The organism is Streptomyces sp. NPDC087906 (genome assembly GCF_055584925.1).
In genome coordinates this window covers 726,276-741,432 of record NZ_JBVJLC010000001.1, presented here as the reverse complement: position 1 = coordinate 741,432, position 15,157 = coordinate 726,276, and the positions used below count along the sequence as shown (strand labels likewise).

General features: G+C 70.8%; 13 protein-coding genes. 9 read left to right on the top strand and 4 right to left on the bottom strand.

The window, feature by feature from the left end; all coding sequences use genetic code 11:
- The first annotated feature begins 84 nt into the window (after positions 1-84).
- The 4 genes from ACZ63I_RS03280 to ACZ63I_RS03265 all read left to right on the top strand — a co-directional run bounded on the left by ACZ63I_RS03280 (position 85) and on the right by ACZ63I_RS03265 (position 4,491).
- Positions 85-1,302: a cytochrome P450 gene (locus tag ACZ63I_RS03280; protein ID WP_469335536.1), complete on the top strand. Its 1,218-nt coding sequence runs from the start codon at positions 85-87 to the stop codon at positions 1,300-1,302.
- On the top strand, positions 1,299-2,636 hold the full coding sequence (locus tag ACZ63I_RS03275; RefSeq protein WP_469334825.1) for a cytochrome P450 family protein: 1,338 nt from the start codon (positions 1,299-1,301) through the stop codon (positions 2,634-2,636). Before ACZ63I_RS03280 ends, ACZ63I_RS03275 begins: the two co-directional genes overlap by 4 nt.
- Before the next feature lie 199 nt (positions 2,637-2,835).
- Positions 2,836-3,954, top strand: coding sequence for a phosphoserine transaminase (gene serC, locus ACZ63I_RS03270; RefSeq protein ID WP_469334824.1), 1,119 nt, complete (start codon positions 2,836-2,838; stop codon positions 3,952-3,954).
- A gap of 126 nt (positions 3,955-4,080) precedes the next feature.
- Positions 4,081-4,491 (top strand): nitroreductase/quinone reductase family protein, encoded by a 411-nt coding sequence (locus ACZ63I_RS03265; protein ID WP_469334822.1) that lies wholly within the window; start codon positions 4,081-4,083, stop codon positions 4,489-4,491.
- A gap of 25 nt (positions 4,492-4,516) precedes the next feature.
- On the opposite strand, the gene ACZ63I_RS03260 is transcribed toward ACZ63I_RS03265, so the two are convergent.
- On the bottom strand, positions 4,517-5,566 hold the full coding sequence (locus ACZ63I_RS03260) for a WD40 repeat domain-containing protein (RefSeq protein WP_469334820.1): 1,050 nt from the start codon (positions 5,564-5,566) through the stop codon (positions 4,517-4,519).
- 46 nt (positions 5,567-5,612) lie between these two features.
- Between ACZ63I_RS03260 and ACZ63I_RS03255 the strand changes: the two genes are divergently transcribed.
- The gene (locus ACZ63I_RS03255; RefSeq protein ID WP_469334818.1) at positions 5,613-6,368 is read left to right on the top strand and encodes a GDSL-type esterase/lipase family protein; all 756 of its coding nucleotides are present in this window, start codon (positions 5,613-5,615) and stop codon (positions 6,366-6,368) included.
- Here the strand turns inward: ACZ63I_RS03255 and ACZ63I_RS03250 are convergent.
- Positions 6,281-6,778, bottom strand: a complete 498-nt coding sequence (locus ACZ63I_RS03250; RefSeq protein WP_469335534.1) for a carboxymuconolactone decarboxylase family protein — start codon at positions 6,776-6,778, stop codon at positions 6,281-6,283. The genes ACZ63I_RS03255 and ACZ63I_RS03250 overlap by 88 nt on opposite strands.
- Positions 6,779-6,905: 127 nt before the next feature.
- Between ACZ63I_RS03250 and ACZ63I_RS03245 the strand changes: the two genes are divergently transcribed.
- The gene (locus ACZ63I_RS03245) at positions 6,906-7,379 is read left to right on the top strand and encodes a MarR family winged helix-turn-helix transcriptional regulator (RefSeq protein ID WP_469334817.1); all 474 of its coding nucleotides are present in this window, start codon (positions 6,906-6,908) and stop codon (positions 7,377-7,379) included.
- 2,470 nt (positions 7,380-9,849) lie between these two features.
- Here ACZ63I_RS03245 and ACZ63I_RS03240 read toward each other — a convergent pair.
- Entirely contained in the window at positions 9,850-10,290 is a 441-nt protein-coding gene (locus ACZ63I_RS03240; protein ID WP_469334816.1) for a winged helix-turn-helix transcriptional regulator, read from the bottom strand.
- Between the two features lie 160 nt (positions 10,291-10,450).
- Between ACZ63I_RS03240 and ACZ63I_RS03235 the strand changes: the two genes are divergently transcribed.
- From ACZ63I_RS03235 to ACZ63I_RS03225, 3 genes are all read left to right on the top strand, one after another.
- Positions 10,451-11,347 carry an NADP-dependent oxidoreductase gene (locus ACZ63I_RS03235; RefSeq protein ID WP_469334815.1) on the top strand — a complete coding sequence of 299 codons (897 nt, stop codon included), beginning with the start codon at positions 10,451-10,453 and terminating at the stop codon, positions 11,345-11,347.
- A 77-nt stretch (positions 11,348-11,424) separates the two neighbouring features.
- The gene (pip, locus tag ACZ63I_RS03230; RefSeq protein WP_469334813.1) at positions 11,425-12,423 is read left to right on the top strand and encodes a prolyl aminopeptidase; all 999 of its coding nucleotides are present in this window, start codon (positions 11,425-11,427) and stop codon (positions 12,421-12,423) included.
- A 131-nt stretch (positions 12,424-12,554) separates the two neighbouring features.
- On the top strand, positions 12,555-13,544 hold the full coding sequence (locus ACZ63I_RS03225) for an aldo/keto reductase (RefSeq protein ID WP_469334811.1): 990 nt from the start codon (positions 12,555-12,557) through the stop codon (positions 13,542-13,544).
- A gap of 253 nt (positions 13,545-13,797) precedes the next feature.
- Here the strand turns inward: ACZ63I_RS03225 and ACZ63I_RS03220 are convergent, their stop codons facing one another.
- Positions 13,798-15,153 (bottom strand): MFS transporter, encoded by a 1,356-nt coding sequence (locus tag ACZ63I_RS03220; RefSeq protein WP_469334809.1) that lies wholly within the window; start codon positions 15,151-15,153, stop codon positions 13,798-13,800.
- Positions 15,154-15,157 lie beyond the last annotated feature (4 nt).

The window sequence follows — 15,157 nt, the reverse complement described above, 5'->3', positions numbered from 1 at the left end:
GAACCGACCGCACCGGTCAGCCCGCCGCCCGGCTGCCCCGCCCACGCGGGCGCCGCCGGCTCCGGCGGGCCCGCCGCCGTACCGCTGAGCGGTCCGCGGTTCCAGACCGACCCGCACGAGCTGTACCGGGACATGCGGCGCGACCACGGCTCGGTCGCCCCCGTCGTGCTCGACGGGGACATCCCCGCCTGGCTGGTGCTCGGCTACCGCGAACTGCACCAGCTCACCAGCGACCCGGTGCTCTTCAGCCGCGACTCCGAGCTGTGGAACCAGTGGGAGAACATCCCCGACGACTGGCCGCTGCTGCCGATGATCGGCCACAAGCAGCCGTCGATCCTCTACACCGTCGGCGAACGGCACCGCGAGCGCGCGGCGATGCTCAGCAACGCGCTGGAGGCGCAGGACCCGTTCGAGCTCAAGAGGTACGCGGAGCAGTACGCGGACGACCTGATCGACACGTTCTGCACCCGCGGCTCGACCGACATCATCGGCCAGTACGCGATGCTCCTGCCGGTGCGGATCCTGGCGAAGATGTACGGCTTCCCCGACGCCCAAGGCCCCGGCCTGGTCACCGCGCTGAACGACATGATCGACGGCCGCGAACGCGCGATCGCGGGCCAGCAGCACCTCGGCGAGTCGATGGCGGGGCTGCTCATCGAGAAGCACGAGGCGCCGGGCGACGACGTCGCGTCGCTGATGATGCGCGACCCGGCCGACTTCACGGACGAGGAGATCGTCCAGGACCTGATGGTGATGATGGCGGCCGGGCACCAGCCGACCGCCGACTGGATCGGCAACTCGCTGCGGCTGATGCTCACCGACGACCGGTTCGCCGCTTCCCTGTCCGGCGGCCGGCACAGCGTGGCCGAGGCCATGAACGAGGTCCTGTGGGAGGACACCCCCTCGCAGAACATCGCGGGACGCTGGGCCGCCCGCGACACCCGTCTTGGCAACCGCGGCATCAAGGCCGGTGACCTGCTGATCCTCAGCTTCGCCGCGGCCAACTACGACCCGCAGATCCGTACGGACGGCTCCACGCTCACCGGCGGCAACAACGCCTTCTTCTCGTTCGGCCACGGCGAGCACCGCTGTCCGTTCCCGGCGCAGGAAGTGGCCGAGGTCATCGCCCGTACGGCCATCGAGGTGCTCCTCGACCGGCTGCCGGACATCGACCTCGCCGTACCCGCCGCATCGCTCACCCGGCGGCCCTCCCCCTGGCTGCGGGGGCTGACGGAGCTGCCGGTCACCTTCACCCCGACCCCCGCTCTTGGAAGCGCGACAGCCCACGGAGGCCTGAGATGACCTGTCCCCACGAGCACGGCGCGGCGGCTACCGGAGCCGGTGGTGCGGCTACGGGAGCGGCCAGTGCGGCCGAGGCCGGTCCTGCGGGCGCCGGTCCGATCGTCCTGGACCCGTTCGTCTCGGATCTCGACGGGGAGAGCGCGGCGCTGCGCGCGGCGGGCCCGCTCGCCCGGGTCGTGCTGCCGGGCGGGGTGGCCTGCTGGTCGGTCACGCACCACGCGGAGGCGCGCCAACTCCTCGGTGACGCGCGGCTGGTGAAGGACATCAACGTGTGGGGCGCGTGGCAGCGCGGCGAAATACCCCTGGACTGGCCGCTGATCGGGCTCGCCAACCCGCCCCGCTCGATGCTGACGGTGGACGGCGCCGAGCACCGCCGGATGCGCACGCTCGTCGCGCAGGCGCTGACCGTACGGCGGGTCGCCGAACTGCGCGAGGGCATAGAGAAACTGACGGCGGATCTGCTGGACCGGCTGGCTTCGACGTACGAGGCGGCGGGCGCTGGCGAGTCCGTCGACCTGAAGGCGGAGTTCGCGTATCCGCTGCCGATGAGCGTGGTCGGCGACCTGATGGGGGTCGACCGGGCCGACCACCCCCAACTGAAGGACTACTTCGACAAGTTCTTCTCCACGCAGACACCGCCCGCCGAGGTGCCCCAGCTCATGGCGGACATCTCCGCGCTGTTCCTGCGGACCGTCGAGGCCAAGCAGGCGAATCCGGGCGACGACCTGACGAGCGCGCTCATCGCGGCGTCGGCCGAGGGCGACCACTTCACCACGGACGAGATCGTCAACACCCTCCAGCTCATGATCGCGGCCGGTCACGAGACGACGATCAGCCTGATCACCAACGCCGTCGTGGCCCTCCAGACCCACCCGGAGCAGCGCGACCTCGTCATGGCGGGCAAGGTGAGCTGGGAGGACGTGGTCGAGGAGACGCTGCGCTGGTCGAGCCCGACCTCGCACGTGCTGTTCCGGTTCGCGACGGAGGACGTCGAGGTCGGCGACTCCGTCCTGCCGAAGGGCGAGGCGCTGATCGTGTCGTACGGCGCGATCGGCCGCGACGAGCGGCAGTTCGGCCCGACGGCCGGGGAGTTCGACGCGACCCGCACCCCGAACCGGCACATCGCGTTCGGCCACGGCGCGCATGTCTGCCCCGGCGCCGCGCTGTCGCGTCTTGAGGCGGCGGTGGCACTGCCCGCGCTGTTCGCCCGCTTCCCCGAGCTGGACCTGGCGGTCCCGGCCTCCGAGCTGCGGAACAAGCCGGTGGTGACGCAGAACGACCTGTACGAGCTGCCGGTGCGGCTGGGCGGGGACACGGTAGTTGCGGCGTCGTAGGGGCTCGGCGCGGGTGCGGGTCTTGGCGCGGTCCAGGCGGCGGCCGGCGACACGTCGGCCGCCGTCAGGTGAGCCGACCGGTGAGCCGTTACCGATAGTGCACTTATCCGCACATAAGACAACGCGGTATTGGCCGGATGCGTCTCATCCGACGGACAGAGCTGTCCAGCATCCGGCGTGAGGTACTACGCTCCGGGCCGTGGCCGATATCCAGATTCCTGCTGACATCAAGCCCGCCGACGGCCGTTTCGGCGCTGGCCCCTCCAAAGTAAGGACGGAGGCGGTGGACGCACTGGCCGCCACCGGCACGTCACTGCTCGGCACGTCCCATCGCCAGGCCCCGGTGAAGAACCTGGTCGGCGCGGTACGTGACGGCGTACGCGACCTCTTCCAGCTCCCCGAGGGCTACGAGGTGATCCTCGGCAACGGCGGCTCGACCGCGTTCTGGGACGTCGCGACGCACGGACTGATCGACAACAAGTCCCAGCACCTGTCGTTCGGCGAGTTCTCCTCCAAGTTCGCGAAGGCGTCCAAGCTCGCCCCGTGGCTGGCCGAGCCGACGATCATCACCACCGACCCCGGCTCGCACCCGGACCCGAAGGCGGAGGCGGGTGTCGACGTCTACGCCCTCACCCACAACGAGACCTCCACCGGTGTCGCGGCGCCGATCAAGCGCGTCGCGGGCGCCGACGAGGGATCGCTGGTCCTGGTCGACGCGACGTCCGGCGCGGGCGGCCTGCCGGTCGACATCTCCGAGACGGATGTCTACTACTTCGCGCCGCAGAAGTCCTTCGCCTCCGACGGCGGCCTGTGGATCGCCGTCTTCTCCCCGGCGGCCCTGGAGCGCGCGGCGCGCGTGCACGGCTCGGGCCGGCACGTACCGGAGTTCTTCTCGCTGCCGACGGCGATCGACAACTCGCTGAAGAACCAGACGTACAACACCCCGGCGCTCGCCACGCTGTTCCTGCTCAACGAGCAGCTCACCTGGCTGAACTCGCAGGGCGGCCTCGACTGGTCCGTGGACCGTACGGCCACGTCGTCGCGCACGCTGTACGGATGGGCCGACGCGTCCAAGTACGCCACCCCGTTCGTGGTCGACCCGGCCAAGCGCTCGCAGGTCATCGGCACGATCGACTTCGACGACGAGATCGACGCCTCGGCGGTCGCCAAGGCGCTGCGCGCCAACGGCATCGTGGACACCGAGCCGTACCGCAAGCTGGGCCGCAACCAGCTCCGCGTGGCGATGTTCCCGGCGATCGACCCGGCGGACGTCGAGGCGCTGACGGTGTGCGTCGACTACGTGATCGAGCACCTCTGACGGCAGCGGCACGGCCGGCCGTTCCACCTGCCGCCTGACGTGCCGCTCGACCTGCCGCTCGACCTGCCGCCCCGGCCCGCTGCGTGGCGTGGGCCCTGGCTCAACTGTGCGACCTAGCATGGCGCAATGAGCGATTTCAACGAGCCGATCATTGCCGAGTTCAGGGCCAACGCCGGTCGGGTGGGCGGTCACTTCGAGGGCAAGAACATGCTCCTGCTGCACACGCTCGGCAGGCGCACCGGGCTGCCGAGGGTGAATCCGCTGGTGTACACGACGGACGCGGGCAGCTTCCTGGTCGGCGGCTCGAACGGCGGCGCGGAGAAGGATCCGCAGTGGGTGGCGAACGTCGAGGCGATGGCGGAGACGACCATCGAGGTCGGCGACCGCACGCTGAAGGCGAAGCCGACCGTGCTGCGGGAGGGGCCTGAGCGGGAGCGGCTGTACGCGGTGATGGTGGCGTACTGGCCGGACTTCCGGCAGTACGAGACGCGTACGGAGCGGACGTTCCCGGTGATCAAGCTGGACGCGATCGAGTAGGGACCGTGGGCGGCCCTGCCGCCCATTACTCCTTCCGCCGGAGCCGCTTGAAGCCGAAGAACAGGGCGGCCACGCCGGCGATGACGACGGCGCCGAGTGTGGTGTTGGTGTGGGAGGAGTCGTCGGCGCCTGTGCTGCCGGTGGAGGGCGAAGTACCCCCCGAAGGTGAGGACTTGCCGCCTGGGCCGGGCTCCGCCCGCTCGGGCTTCTCCTTCTTCGCGACGTCCACCCGTCGTACCCCGCTGTCCTCGCCCTCGGAGCCGAACATCAGGGCGCTGCCGTCCGCCGTGAACGTCACCGACTCCGCCTGTGCCTGGAACGGCGCGCTCACCGAGTGCTCCTCGCCCAGCTTGCCGTTCTGCCAGTCGTAGCTGCGGGCGCTGAAGTACGAGCGCAGCACGAGCTGTTGGCCGTCAGGGGAGAAGGCGCCGTCCGTCACCCACGGCACATTTCCGATCCGCCGGAAGACGTTCGTGCGCGAGGCGGTGAGGTGGGTGGGACCGGCGTAGAGCCCGCCGCCGTCCTCGTTCTTCGACGCGATGTAGACCCGTCCGGACTTGGGGTCGACCATCATCGACTCGGCGTTGCGGGGGCCGTCGGCGTACTTGACGGTGAACTGCGTCGCGCGCACCGTCTCGTTCCTGAGCTGCTTGGGCTCGGGGAAGCGGTAGATCCAGACGTGGTCCCAGCTTCCGCCGAGGTTGTCGCCGATGTCACCGACGTAGATGTCGCCGTCGGGGCCGATGGAGATGGCCTCGACGTCGCGGGGCGAGCCGATCCCCTTCATGGTGACCGTGGCGACGGTCTCGCCGGTCCGGGAATCGACGGCGTAGACGTACGGCCCGTCGTCGCTGTCGTTGTGCGTCCAGTAGATGCCGCGGTGGATGCGGCTCGCCGCCAGGCCGCTGGATTCGGTGATCCGCGGGTCCTTGATCGTGAAGCTCTGGTCGGGCGACCCTTCGTCGGCCGAGGCGGCGGGGACCGGCGCGACCGCCACGGCGGCTGCCGCAGCCAGTAAGACGGCGGCGGACAACCCGGAAAGACGCAGGCCAAGATGGCGCGGAAGCGGACGCATACCCCCCAGCCTGCCATCTCGGGCCACCGACGGGGATGATGATCCGATGCGTTTCATGTTCGTCGGTGACTCCATGACCATCGGACACGCCGGCGACGTCACCTGGCGCTACCGGATGTGGCGGCACCTGGAAGCGTCGCTCGGCGCCCCGTTCCGGGTGGTCGGCCCGTCGACCGGGCTGTACGACGCGGCGGCCGGCGCGCCCGTCTCGTACGACTACGGCGCCCCGGACTTCCCCATGGCGGCCCGTGGCCATCTCGCCGCGTGGGGCGAGGGGTGGTGCCATCTGGCGCCCCGGATACGCGCGGCGGTGGCTGGGGAGCGGGCGGACGTGCTGCTCGTCTCGCTGGGCCTGATCGACCTCGGCTTCTACACGGACAGCGGGAGCGCGGCGCGGAACGCGCGGACGTTCATCGCGGAGGCGCGGGCGGCCAATCCGCAGATCAGGATGGTCCTGCTGCCGGTGATACCGAACGTCAGGGCCACGACGGACGCGGCCTTCGCCGCCGAGGTCGAGCGGTTCAACGAGCTGCTGGCGAAGGCGGTCGCCGACCTGGACGAGCCGAGGTCGCCGCTGCTCCTGGCGTCACACCCGCCGGGATACGACCTGGGCGAGGACACGTACGACGGGACGCACCCCGCGCCGTCGGGCGAACACAAACTGGCGGCGGCTTTCGCGGACGCGATGCACGAGGCATGGGGCCTGGGCGGTCGCTACGAGCCCGCCGGGGCCGCTGCGGCTGTGAGTTGGGGGTCGGCGGGGGCGCGGGTCAGCCGGTTGGCGAAGGTGGACAGGGTGTAGGTACCGACGCCGAGGACGACTTCGAGGGCGTTCTGCCGCGTAAAGCCGTGATCGAGGAAGGCGGCGAGGGTGGCGTCGTCGACGCCACCGGCGGTGTCGAGGACGGCGAGGGTGAACTGCCGGACGGCGCGAAGACGTTGGTCGGCCACGTCCGCCCCCGTACGGAGGGCGGCTATCAACGCGTCGTCGGCACCGAGGGCACGGAGTCGCGCGGTGTGCATGAGGACGCAGACGTGGCAGTCGTTGCGCGCGGCGACGGTCATCACGACGACCTCGCGGGCGAGGGGGTCGAGGGTGGTGGCGTCGAAGAGCGCGGTCAGCTTCTGGAACCCGTCGAGCAACTGCGGCGAGGCGGCGAGGCGGGCGACGGCGGAGGGGAGGTAGCCGAGGTGGCGGGTGGTGGCTTCCATGGCGCGGCGGGAGGCGGGGGGAGCGGTTTGGGGGGTGTGGTCGACGAACACGGTGGCGCTCCTAGAATGGACAACATGGTTGACGAAAAAACAGTAAACGAGGTTGTCGATTTTGTCGAGGCGAAGGATGCCTGAGCGCCCTGACACTCCCGGCTACGAACTCCCCCTGCTGCTGTTCGCGGGGTTCCGCTCCCTGATCGACCGCACCCACGCCGAACTGGCCCGCCAGGGCCACCCGGACATGCGCCCGGCCCACGGCTTCGCGATGCAGGCCATCGGCCTGGACGGCGCGACGGCGGTAACGGTCGGCCGCCGCCTGGGCGTCTCCAAACAGGCGGCGGGCAAGACGATCGACCGCCTGGAGTCGCTGGGCTACGCGGACCGCACCACAGACCCCACAGACGCCCGCCGCAAACTGATCCACCTGACCCCCCACGGCCTGGACGCCCTGGCCCGCTCGGCGGCGATCTTCGACGAGCTGAGAGCGGACTGGTCCACAAGACTGGGCCCAACGCGCCTACGAGAATTGGAAGCGGACCTCAGAACGGTGACCCCGGAGTCGAGCTACCCCCTGGACGCGGCGCGCTGGCTGGAGGCGTAAGCGCGGGGTTGGCGGCGGGTGCGTGGCCGACTGACGGGTGCGGCGCGGCGGTTGCGTGGGGCGACTGGGGTGGGCTTGGCGTCCGCCCCGGTGGGTGGTCGGCTGGGGCGCATGCCCCGCTGATCACCCTGTGCCGACGGGCGCGGGTCAAGACGGCATGAGCCGGGAGCTGGGCGGCCGGGGGGCCGGGGGGCCATTGGGACGCTGGGACGCTGGGTTCGTCGTGGCGGGTGCTTGGCGGGGTGCGGCTGCCGCGCGGTAGTTGCATGGGGGGACTCGGGTGGGCTTAGCGTCCACCCCGGCGGGTGGTCGGCTGGGATGCATGCCCCGCTGGTCACTCTCGGACGACGGGTGCGGGTGAGTGCGCATGGGCCGGGGGGTGGGTGGGCCGGAGGGATTAGCCGCCCGTGGGGCCGCCCCCTGAGGTGTGAGTGTCGCGGTTGCGGTCCGGGCGTCAAGGGCGCTCCTACGTCGCGTCGCTCCGCGATGGGCTGCGCCCACCCTTGACCCCCGAACCTCCACCGCAAGTACCTCTTTTTTTGGGGGGGCGGCCGGGAGGACCACGGGCAAGCTGGGATCGCGGTGACGGGTGCTCGGCCGACTGCGGGTGCCACGCGTCAGTTGCATGGGGCGACTCGGCCTGGCTAAGCGTCCACCCCCACCGGGTAGTAGCTGAGACTCATGCCCCGCTGGTCACCGGGGGTGGCCGGGTGCGGGTCAGTGCGCATGAGCCCGAAGCTGTGCGGACCGGAGGGATTAGCCGCCCGTAGGGCCGCCCCCTGAGGTGTGAGTGTCGCGGCTCCGGCCCGGCCGTCAAGGGCGCTCCTACGTCGCGTCGCTTCGCGATGACCTGCGGTCACCCTTGACTCCCGAACCTCCACCGCAAGTACCTCTTTTTTGGGGGGGCGGCCGGGGGGACCACGGGCAGGCTGGGTTCGTGGTGGCGGGTGCTTGTCCGGGTGCGGGTGCCACGCGTTAGTTGCGTGGGGGGACTCGGGCCGTCTCGGCGTCCACCCCCACCGGGTAGCGGTTGAGACTCATGCCCCGCTGGTCACTCGGGGTGGGTGGGGGACGGGAGGGTGCCCTGGCGGAGGAAGCGGGGCCGGGGCAACGGACCGGCGGGTGGGACGGGTGTGACTGGGGTGACGGGGGATGGCCCGTGGGGAGGCCGTCGGGCGCCTTTTGCGTGGGGAGTTGCGTTAGGCGCGCGGTAGGGCGCACCCGGCCGGTGGAGCGACTTCGGCGGTGGGGCGGGTGTGACTGGAGGGACGGAGGATGGTCCGTGGGGCGACCATCGGGCGCCTTATGCGTCGGGCGTTGCGTTAGGGGCGCTGTAGAGAGCACCAAGCCCATGGATGGGCCTGATGGTGGGGTGGAAGTGAGGGTCGGCCGGGCCTGGCGCGCGGACGGGTACGCGCAGCCCCTGCCGGGTGCCCCCCCTGGGCACACAGGCCACACCCGCCCCACCACTCGGATGCTCTACCCGCCTGATGCACCCCCACAGCGCACCTAACGCAACCGCCCACGCATAAGGCTCCACAGGCCCGCCCCACGGGGCATCTTCCGTCACACCCGTCACATCCGATTCACCGACCGGGTGCTCCCACCGGCCTGATGTGCCCGATGGCGCGCTTAACGCAACTCCCCACGCAAAAGGCCCGGGGCCGACGCCCCACAAGCCATCCCTCGTCCCACCCGTCCCACCACCCACCCCCAGTGACCAGCGGGGCATGAGACTCAGCTACTACCCGGTGGGGGTGGACGCTTAGCCAGCCCGAGTCCCCCCACGCAACTGACGCGTGGCACCCGCACCCGGCCAAGCACCCGCCACCGCGAGCACAGCTCGCCCGTGGTCCCCCCGGCCGCCCCCCCAAAAAGAGGTACTTGCGGTGGAGGGCCGGGAGTCAAGGGTGGGCGCAGCCCATCGCGAAGCGACGCGACAAAGGAGCGCCCTTGACGCCCGGACCGCAACCGCGACACTCAAACCTCAGGGGGCGGCCCCACGGGCGGCTAATCCCTCCGGCCCGCACAGTCCCCGGCCCATGCGCACTCACCCGCACCCACCAACCCCCAGTGACCAGCGGGGCATGCACCCCAGCCGACCACCCACCGGAGCGGACGCTTAGCCAGCCCGAGTCCCCCAACGCAACCACCGCGCGGCACCCGCACCCGGCCACGCACCCGCCACCACGATCCCAGCTTGCCCGAGTCCCCCCACGCAACCACCGCGCGGCACCCGCACCCGGCCACGCACCCGCCACCACGATCCCAGCTTGCCCGAGTCCCCCCACGCAACCACCGCGCGGCACCCGCACCCGGCCACGCACCCGCCACCACGATCCCAGCTTGCCCGTGGTCCCCCCGGCCGCCCCCACCCTTCCCTCTCGGACCGGAACCGCGACACTCAAACCTCAGGGGGCGGCCCTACGGGCGCCTAATCTCGGCGGTCGCCAGCGGGGCACGCGTCCCCTCATGCCGCCCCCGCGGCCTCCTCGTCGTACCTGCCCCTCGCCTCGTCCACCTGCTCGAAGTGGGTTTCCGCCCAGTCCTTGATCGCGGACAGCAGGCCGCGCAAGCTCTGGCCCAGGGGGGTCAGTTCGTAGTCGACCCGTACCGGGACCGACGGGGTTACCTCGCGGGTGATCAGGCCGTCGCGTTCCAGCGAGCGGAGGGACTGCGTGAGCATCTTCTGGCTGACTCCCGGGATCCGCCGGCCCAAGTCGCTGTAGCGCATCGCACCCCCGCCGTCGCCCCCGCCATCGCCCCCGGCCTCCCCCAGCGCCGTCACGATCAAGCTGACCCACTTGTCGCTTATCGCGGCCAGCAGTTGATGTGTCGGGCACTCCTTCAGGAACGCGTCGTAGGCGCGGCGGGCCTCGTCGCGGCGGGCTGCTGCCGTCTTGGTCGGCATGTCTTACCTCCGGGTACCGAACGCACCTTGCCGTACGTACTTACCAAGAGACTGTAGCTCTCTTAAAGTTCGTGCCCGAAGGGTTCGTACCTGAGGGTGCGTACCCGAACGGTTCGCACTTCAACGGACCGCCTACCAGCCCCAGTTCAGGAGTTTCGCCATGCGCGCAGTCGTCATCAAGTCCTTCGGTGGCCCCGACGTCCTGGAGGTCGTCGAGACCCCGCTGCCCGAGCCAGGACCCGGGCAGGTGCGGGTCAAGGTGGCCGCCGCCGCGCTCAATCCCGTGGACGCCGCGTACCGGGACGGCTACCTCGTACCGCTCACCGACGGGCAGTTGGGCCTCGGCTGGGATCTCGCCGGGACCGTCGACGCGGCCGGCGAGGGCGCCGGGTTCGCGCGCGGCACCGCGGTCGTCGGGGTGTCGTACGGGCCCGCGGCGACGAAGTCCCACGCCGAGTACGTCGTCGTGGACGCCTCCGCGGTCGCGCCCGCGCCCGCCACCGTCGACACCGTGCACGCCTCCACGCTCGCGCTCAACGCCCTGACCGCCGCGCAGGCCCTCGATCTGCTCGCCCTGAGCGCCGGGGACTCGCTGCTGGTCACCGGCGCCGGCGGCGCGGTCGGCGGGTTCGCCGTCCAGCTCGCGCACCACGCCGGGATCACCGTCACCGCCCTCGCCGGGCCGGACGACGAGCAGCTCGTACGGTCGCTGGGCGCCGACACCTTCGTACCGCGCGGCGCGACCGTCGCGCCCGCCGGTGTGGACGCCGTCCTCGACGCGGCGGTGCTCGGCGAGACGGCGCTGGCGTACGTACGGGACGGCGGCGCGCACGTGGGCGTCATCCCCGGCGCCTCCCCCGCCCCCGTCCGGTCCGTGCGGATCGAGACGGTGCAGATCAGCCCCGACGGCGCCCGCCTCGCCGAGCTGGTGAAGCTGCTGGACGCGGGGGTGCTGACGACGCGCGTCGCCGGGACGTACCCGCTCGCCGAGGTGGCGAAAGCGCACGCCCGGCTGGCGGCGGGCGGGGTACGGGGCCGGCTCGTCCTCGTCCCCTGATCGAAAAGAAATGTGACAGCGCTGTTGTATCCCCTAGGGTCGGGGTCCGATCCCCCGGCCTCAGGGAGAGCAACACCATGTCGCAGGAAGCCACCCTCCATCCCCCCGTCGAGCCCTACGACCACGGCCTGCTCGACGTCGGCAACGGCAACCACGTCTTCTGGGAGGTCTGCGGCAACCCGCACGGCAAGCCCGCCCTCGTCGTCCACGGCGGGCCCGGCTCCGGGTGCAGGCCCGGTACCCGGCAATGGTTCGACCCCGAGCGCTACCGCGTCGTCCTGTTCGACCAGCGCAACTGCGGGCGCTCCACCCCGCACGCGAGCGACCCCGCCGCCGACATGAGCCACAACACCACCGACGACCTCATCGCCGACATGGAGCGGCTGCGGGTCCATCTCGGCGTCGAGAGCTGGCTGTTGTACGGCTACTCCTGGGGCTCGACGCTGATCCTCGCGTACGCCGAGCGGCATCCGGAGCGGGTGTCGGAGATCGTCATCGCGTCCGTCACGATGACCCGCCGCTCGGACGTCGACTGGCTGTACCGGGGCGTCGGCGCGAAATTCCCCGAGCAGTGGGCGCGCTTCCGCGATGCCGTCCCCGACCGCGTGCGCGAGCAGGTCGGCGGCGATCTGAACGTACCCCTCGCGCTGCCCGCCGCCTACTCGCTCCTCATGGAGAGCCCCGACGCCGCCGTGCGCGAGCGGGCCGCGCTCGACTGGTGCGCGTGGGAGGACGCGGTCCTGTCCGACGAGCCGAGCGGTTCGGCCCGTCCGTACAGCGACCGGCCGGCCGCCGCCCGGCTGGCTCTCGTCCGGATCTGCGCGCACTACTTCTCGCACGGCGCCTGGCTGGAGGAGGGCGCGCTGCTGCGCGACGCGGGCCGGCTGGCCGGGATCCCCGCCGTGCTGGTGCACGGCCGGTTCGACCTCGGCACCCGGCCCGAGGTGCCGGTCGACCTGGCGGCGGCCTGGCCGGACGCGCGGCTGGTGATCGTCGAGGACGCGGGGCACAAGGGCAGCGCGACCGAGCGGCGCGAGGTGCTGGCGGCGCTGGACGGCTTCGCCGTGCATCGCTAGGTCGTGTCCGCAAAGTCTCGTCCGGCTCGCGATGCCTGGCACGCACGCTCGCGGCCCCACAGCACCCCCGCCCCGGAGCACTCCAACAGGGGCTTGCTTCGAGTGCACTCGAAGACGTTGGCTGTTGAGTCATGAAGTACACGCAGCTCGGACGCACCGGACTCAAGGTCAGCCGACTCGTCCTCGGGACGATGAACTTCGGGCCTTTCACCAACGAGGCCGACAGCCACGCCATCATGGACGCCGCGCTCGACGCCGGCATCAACTTCTTCGACACCGCCAACGTCTACGGCTGGGGCGAGAACAAGGGCCGCACCGAAGAGATCATCGGCACTTGGTTCGCCAAGGGCGGTGACCGGCGCGACAAGGTCGTCCTCGGCACCAAGGTCAACGGGAACATGGCCGGCGGGGACGGCCCGCCGTGGCCGAACCACGACAAGCTCTCCGCCTTCAACATCCGTCGCGCCGTGGACGCCAGCCTCAAGCGGTTGCAGACGGACCACATCGACATCTACCAGTTCCACCACATCGACCGTGCCACCCCGGTCGAGGAGATCTGGCAGGCGATCGACACGCTGATCGCCCAGGGCAAGATCCTCTACGCCGGCTCGTCCAACTTCCCCGGCTGGAAGATCGCCCAGACCAACGAGAACGCGCGCCGCGTCGGCTCGTACGGCCTGGTCAGCGAGCAGTGCCTGTACAACCTGGCCGAGCGCCGCGCCGAGATGGAGATCATCCCGGCCGCGCAGGAGTACGGCCTCGGCGTCATCCCCTGGTCGCCCCTCCAGGGCGGGCTGCTGGGCGGCGCGATCCGCAAGGAGCGCGACGGCAGCGGTGCGGGTGGCCGCTCGGCCGCCCGGCTGAAGGACTCGTCGCTCAGGGAGCAGATCCAGTCGTACGAGGACCTGCTCGACAAGCACGGCATCGACCCGGGCGAGACGGCGCTGGCCTGGCTGCTCACCCGCCCCGGCGTGACGGGCCCGATCTCGGGACCGCGGACGCTGGAGCAGCTCGAGTCCGCCGTACGCGCGGTGGACCTGGAGCTGTCGGACGAGGTGCTGGCCTCGCTGGAGGAGATCTTCCCGGGCCCGGGCCCCTCGCCGGAGGCCTTCGCCTGGTAACCCGGTAAGGGCTGCGGTAAGGGCTGCGAGCCGACGGGCAAGGTCGCGCTGGCGCCGCTACGGCGGCGTCAGCCGACCGCCGCCGCGATGGCGACGACGAGCAACAGCAGCACAAGCACACCGGCCATGATCCGGTTCCGGGTTTTGGGATCCACGCTCCGAGGTTAACGAGTGCCCGCGTGAGTCATGACGACGGCCCCGTCCGGATGTGCCGGGCGGGGCCTTGTCGTACGGGGGCTTACGGGACGTGGGATTACGCCGCCGTCGCCAGTTCGCCCCGGGGGACGAACTCCACATGCGGGCGGCCGTCGCGCAGGCCGACCTTGAGTCTGACTCCGACCACGCGTGCCATCACCAGTCCGATGACCGCCGCGGCGATCAGGGAGACCGCGCCGCCCGCCGCGAAGGCGATGCGGGCGCCGAAGGTGTCGGACACCCAGCCGAGCAGCGGGCCGCCGACAGGGGTGCCGCCGACGAAGACCATCATGTAGAGGCTCATCACCCGGCCCCGCATGGCCGGTTCCGCGGCCATCTGGACGCGGGTGTTGGTGGTGATGTTGGTCGTCATGCCCAGCACCCCGATCGGCACCAGCAGCAGCGAGAACAGCCACACCGTGGGCGACAGGGACACCAGGATCTCCAGCAGCCCGAAGCCCATCGCCGCGATGATCAGCAGCCGCAGCTTCGTGGCGCGGCGGCGGGCCGCGAGCAGGGCTCCGGCCAGGGAGCCGGCCGCCATCAGGATGTTGAAGAAGGCGTACATCCCGGCGCCGCCGTGGTAGACGTCGTTGGCGAAGGCCGTCAGCCAGATCGGGAAGTTGAAGCCGAACGTGCCGATGAAGCCGACAAGGACGATCGGCCCGATCAGATCGGGCCGGCCTCGTACGTAGCGCAGTCCTTCCCGCAACTGCCCCTTGCCGCGCGCGACGCGGTGCGCCTTGTGCAGCTCGCTCTGGCGCATCAGCAGCAGGCCGGTGAGCGGGGCGAGGAACGACAGGCCGTTCAGCAGGAACGAGTAGCCGCTGCCGATCGAGGTGATGAGGACACCGGCGACGGCGGGGCCGATCAGCCGGGCGGTCTGGAAGTTGGCCGAGTTGAGGCTGACGGCGTTGCGCAGTTGGTCGGGGCCGACCATCTCCGAGACGAAGGACTGCCGGCTCGGGTTGTCGACGACCGTGACCATGCCGACCATGAAGGCGATCAGGTACACGTGCCAGACCTGGACGTTCCCCGAGAGCGTCAGTACGGCGAGGACGAGGCCGCACAGGCCCATCAGGCCCTGGCTGACGATCAGGATGCGCCGCTTGGGGTAGCGGTCGGCGATGACACCGCCGTAGAGGCCGAAGAGAAGCATCGGCAGGAACTGCAGCGCGGTGGTGATGCCCACGGCCGCGGAGGAGCCGGTCAGGCTCAGGACCAGCCAGTCCTGTGTGACCCGGGACATCCAGGTGCCGATGTTGGAGACGACGGCGCCCGTCGCGAAGAGGCGGTAGTTGCGGATCCTCAGCGACGAGAAGGTACCGCCGCCGGTCGTGCCGGTCTTGTCCGTCTTGCTGTCGAGGGTGGAATTCGGTGCGGGGGCGGAGTCTGCTCCGGATCCCGTACTCAAAGTG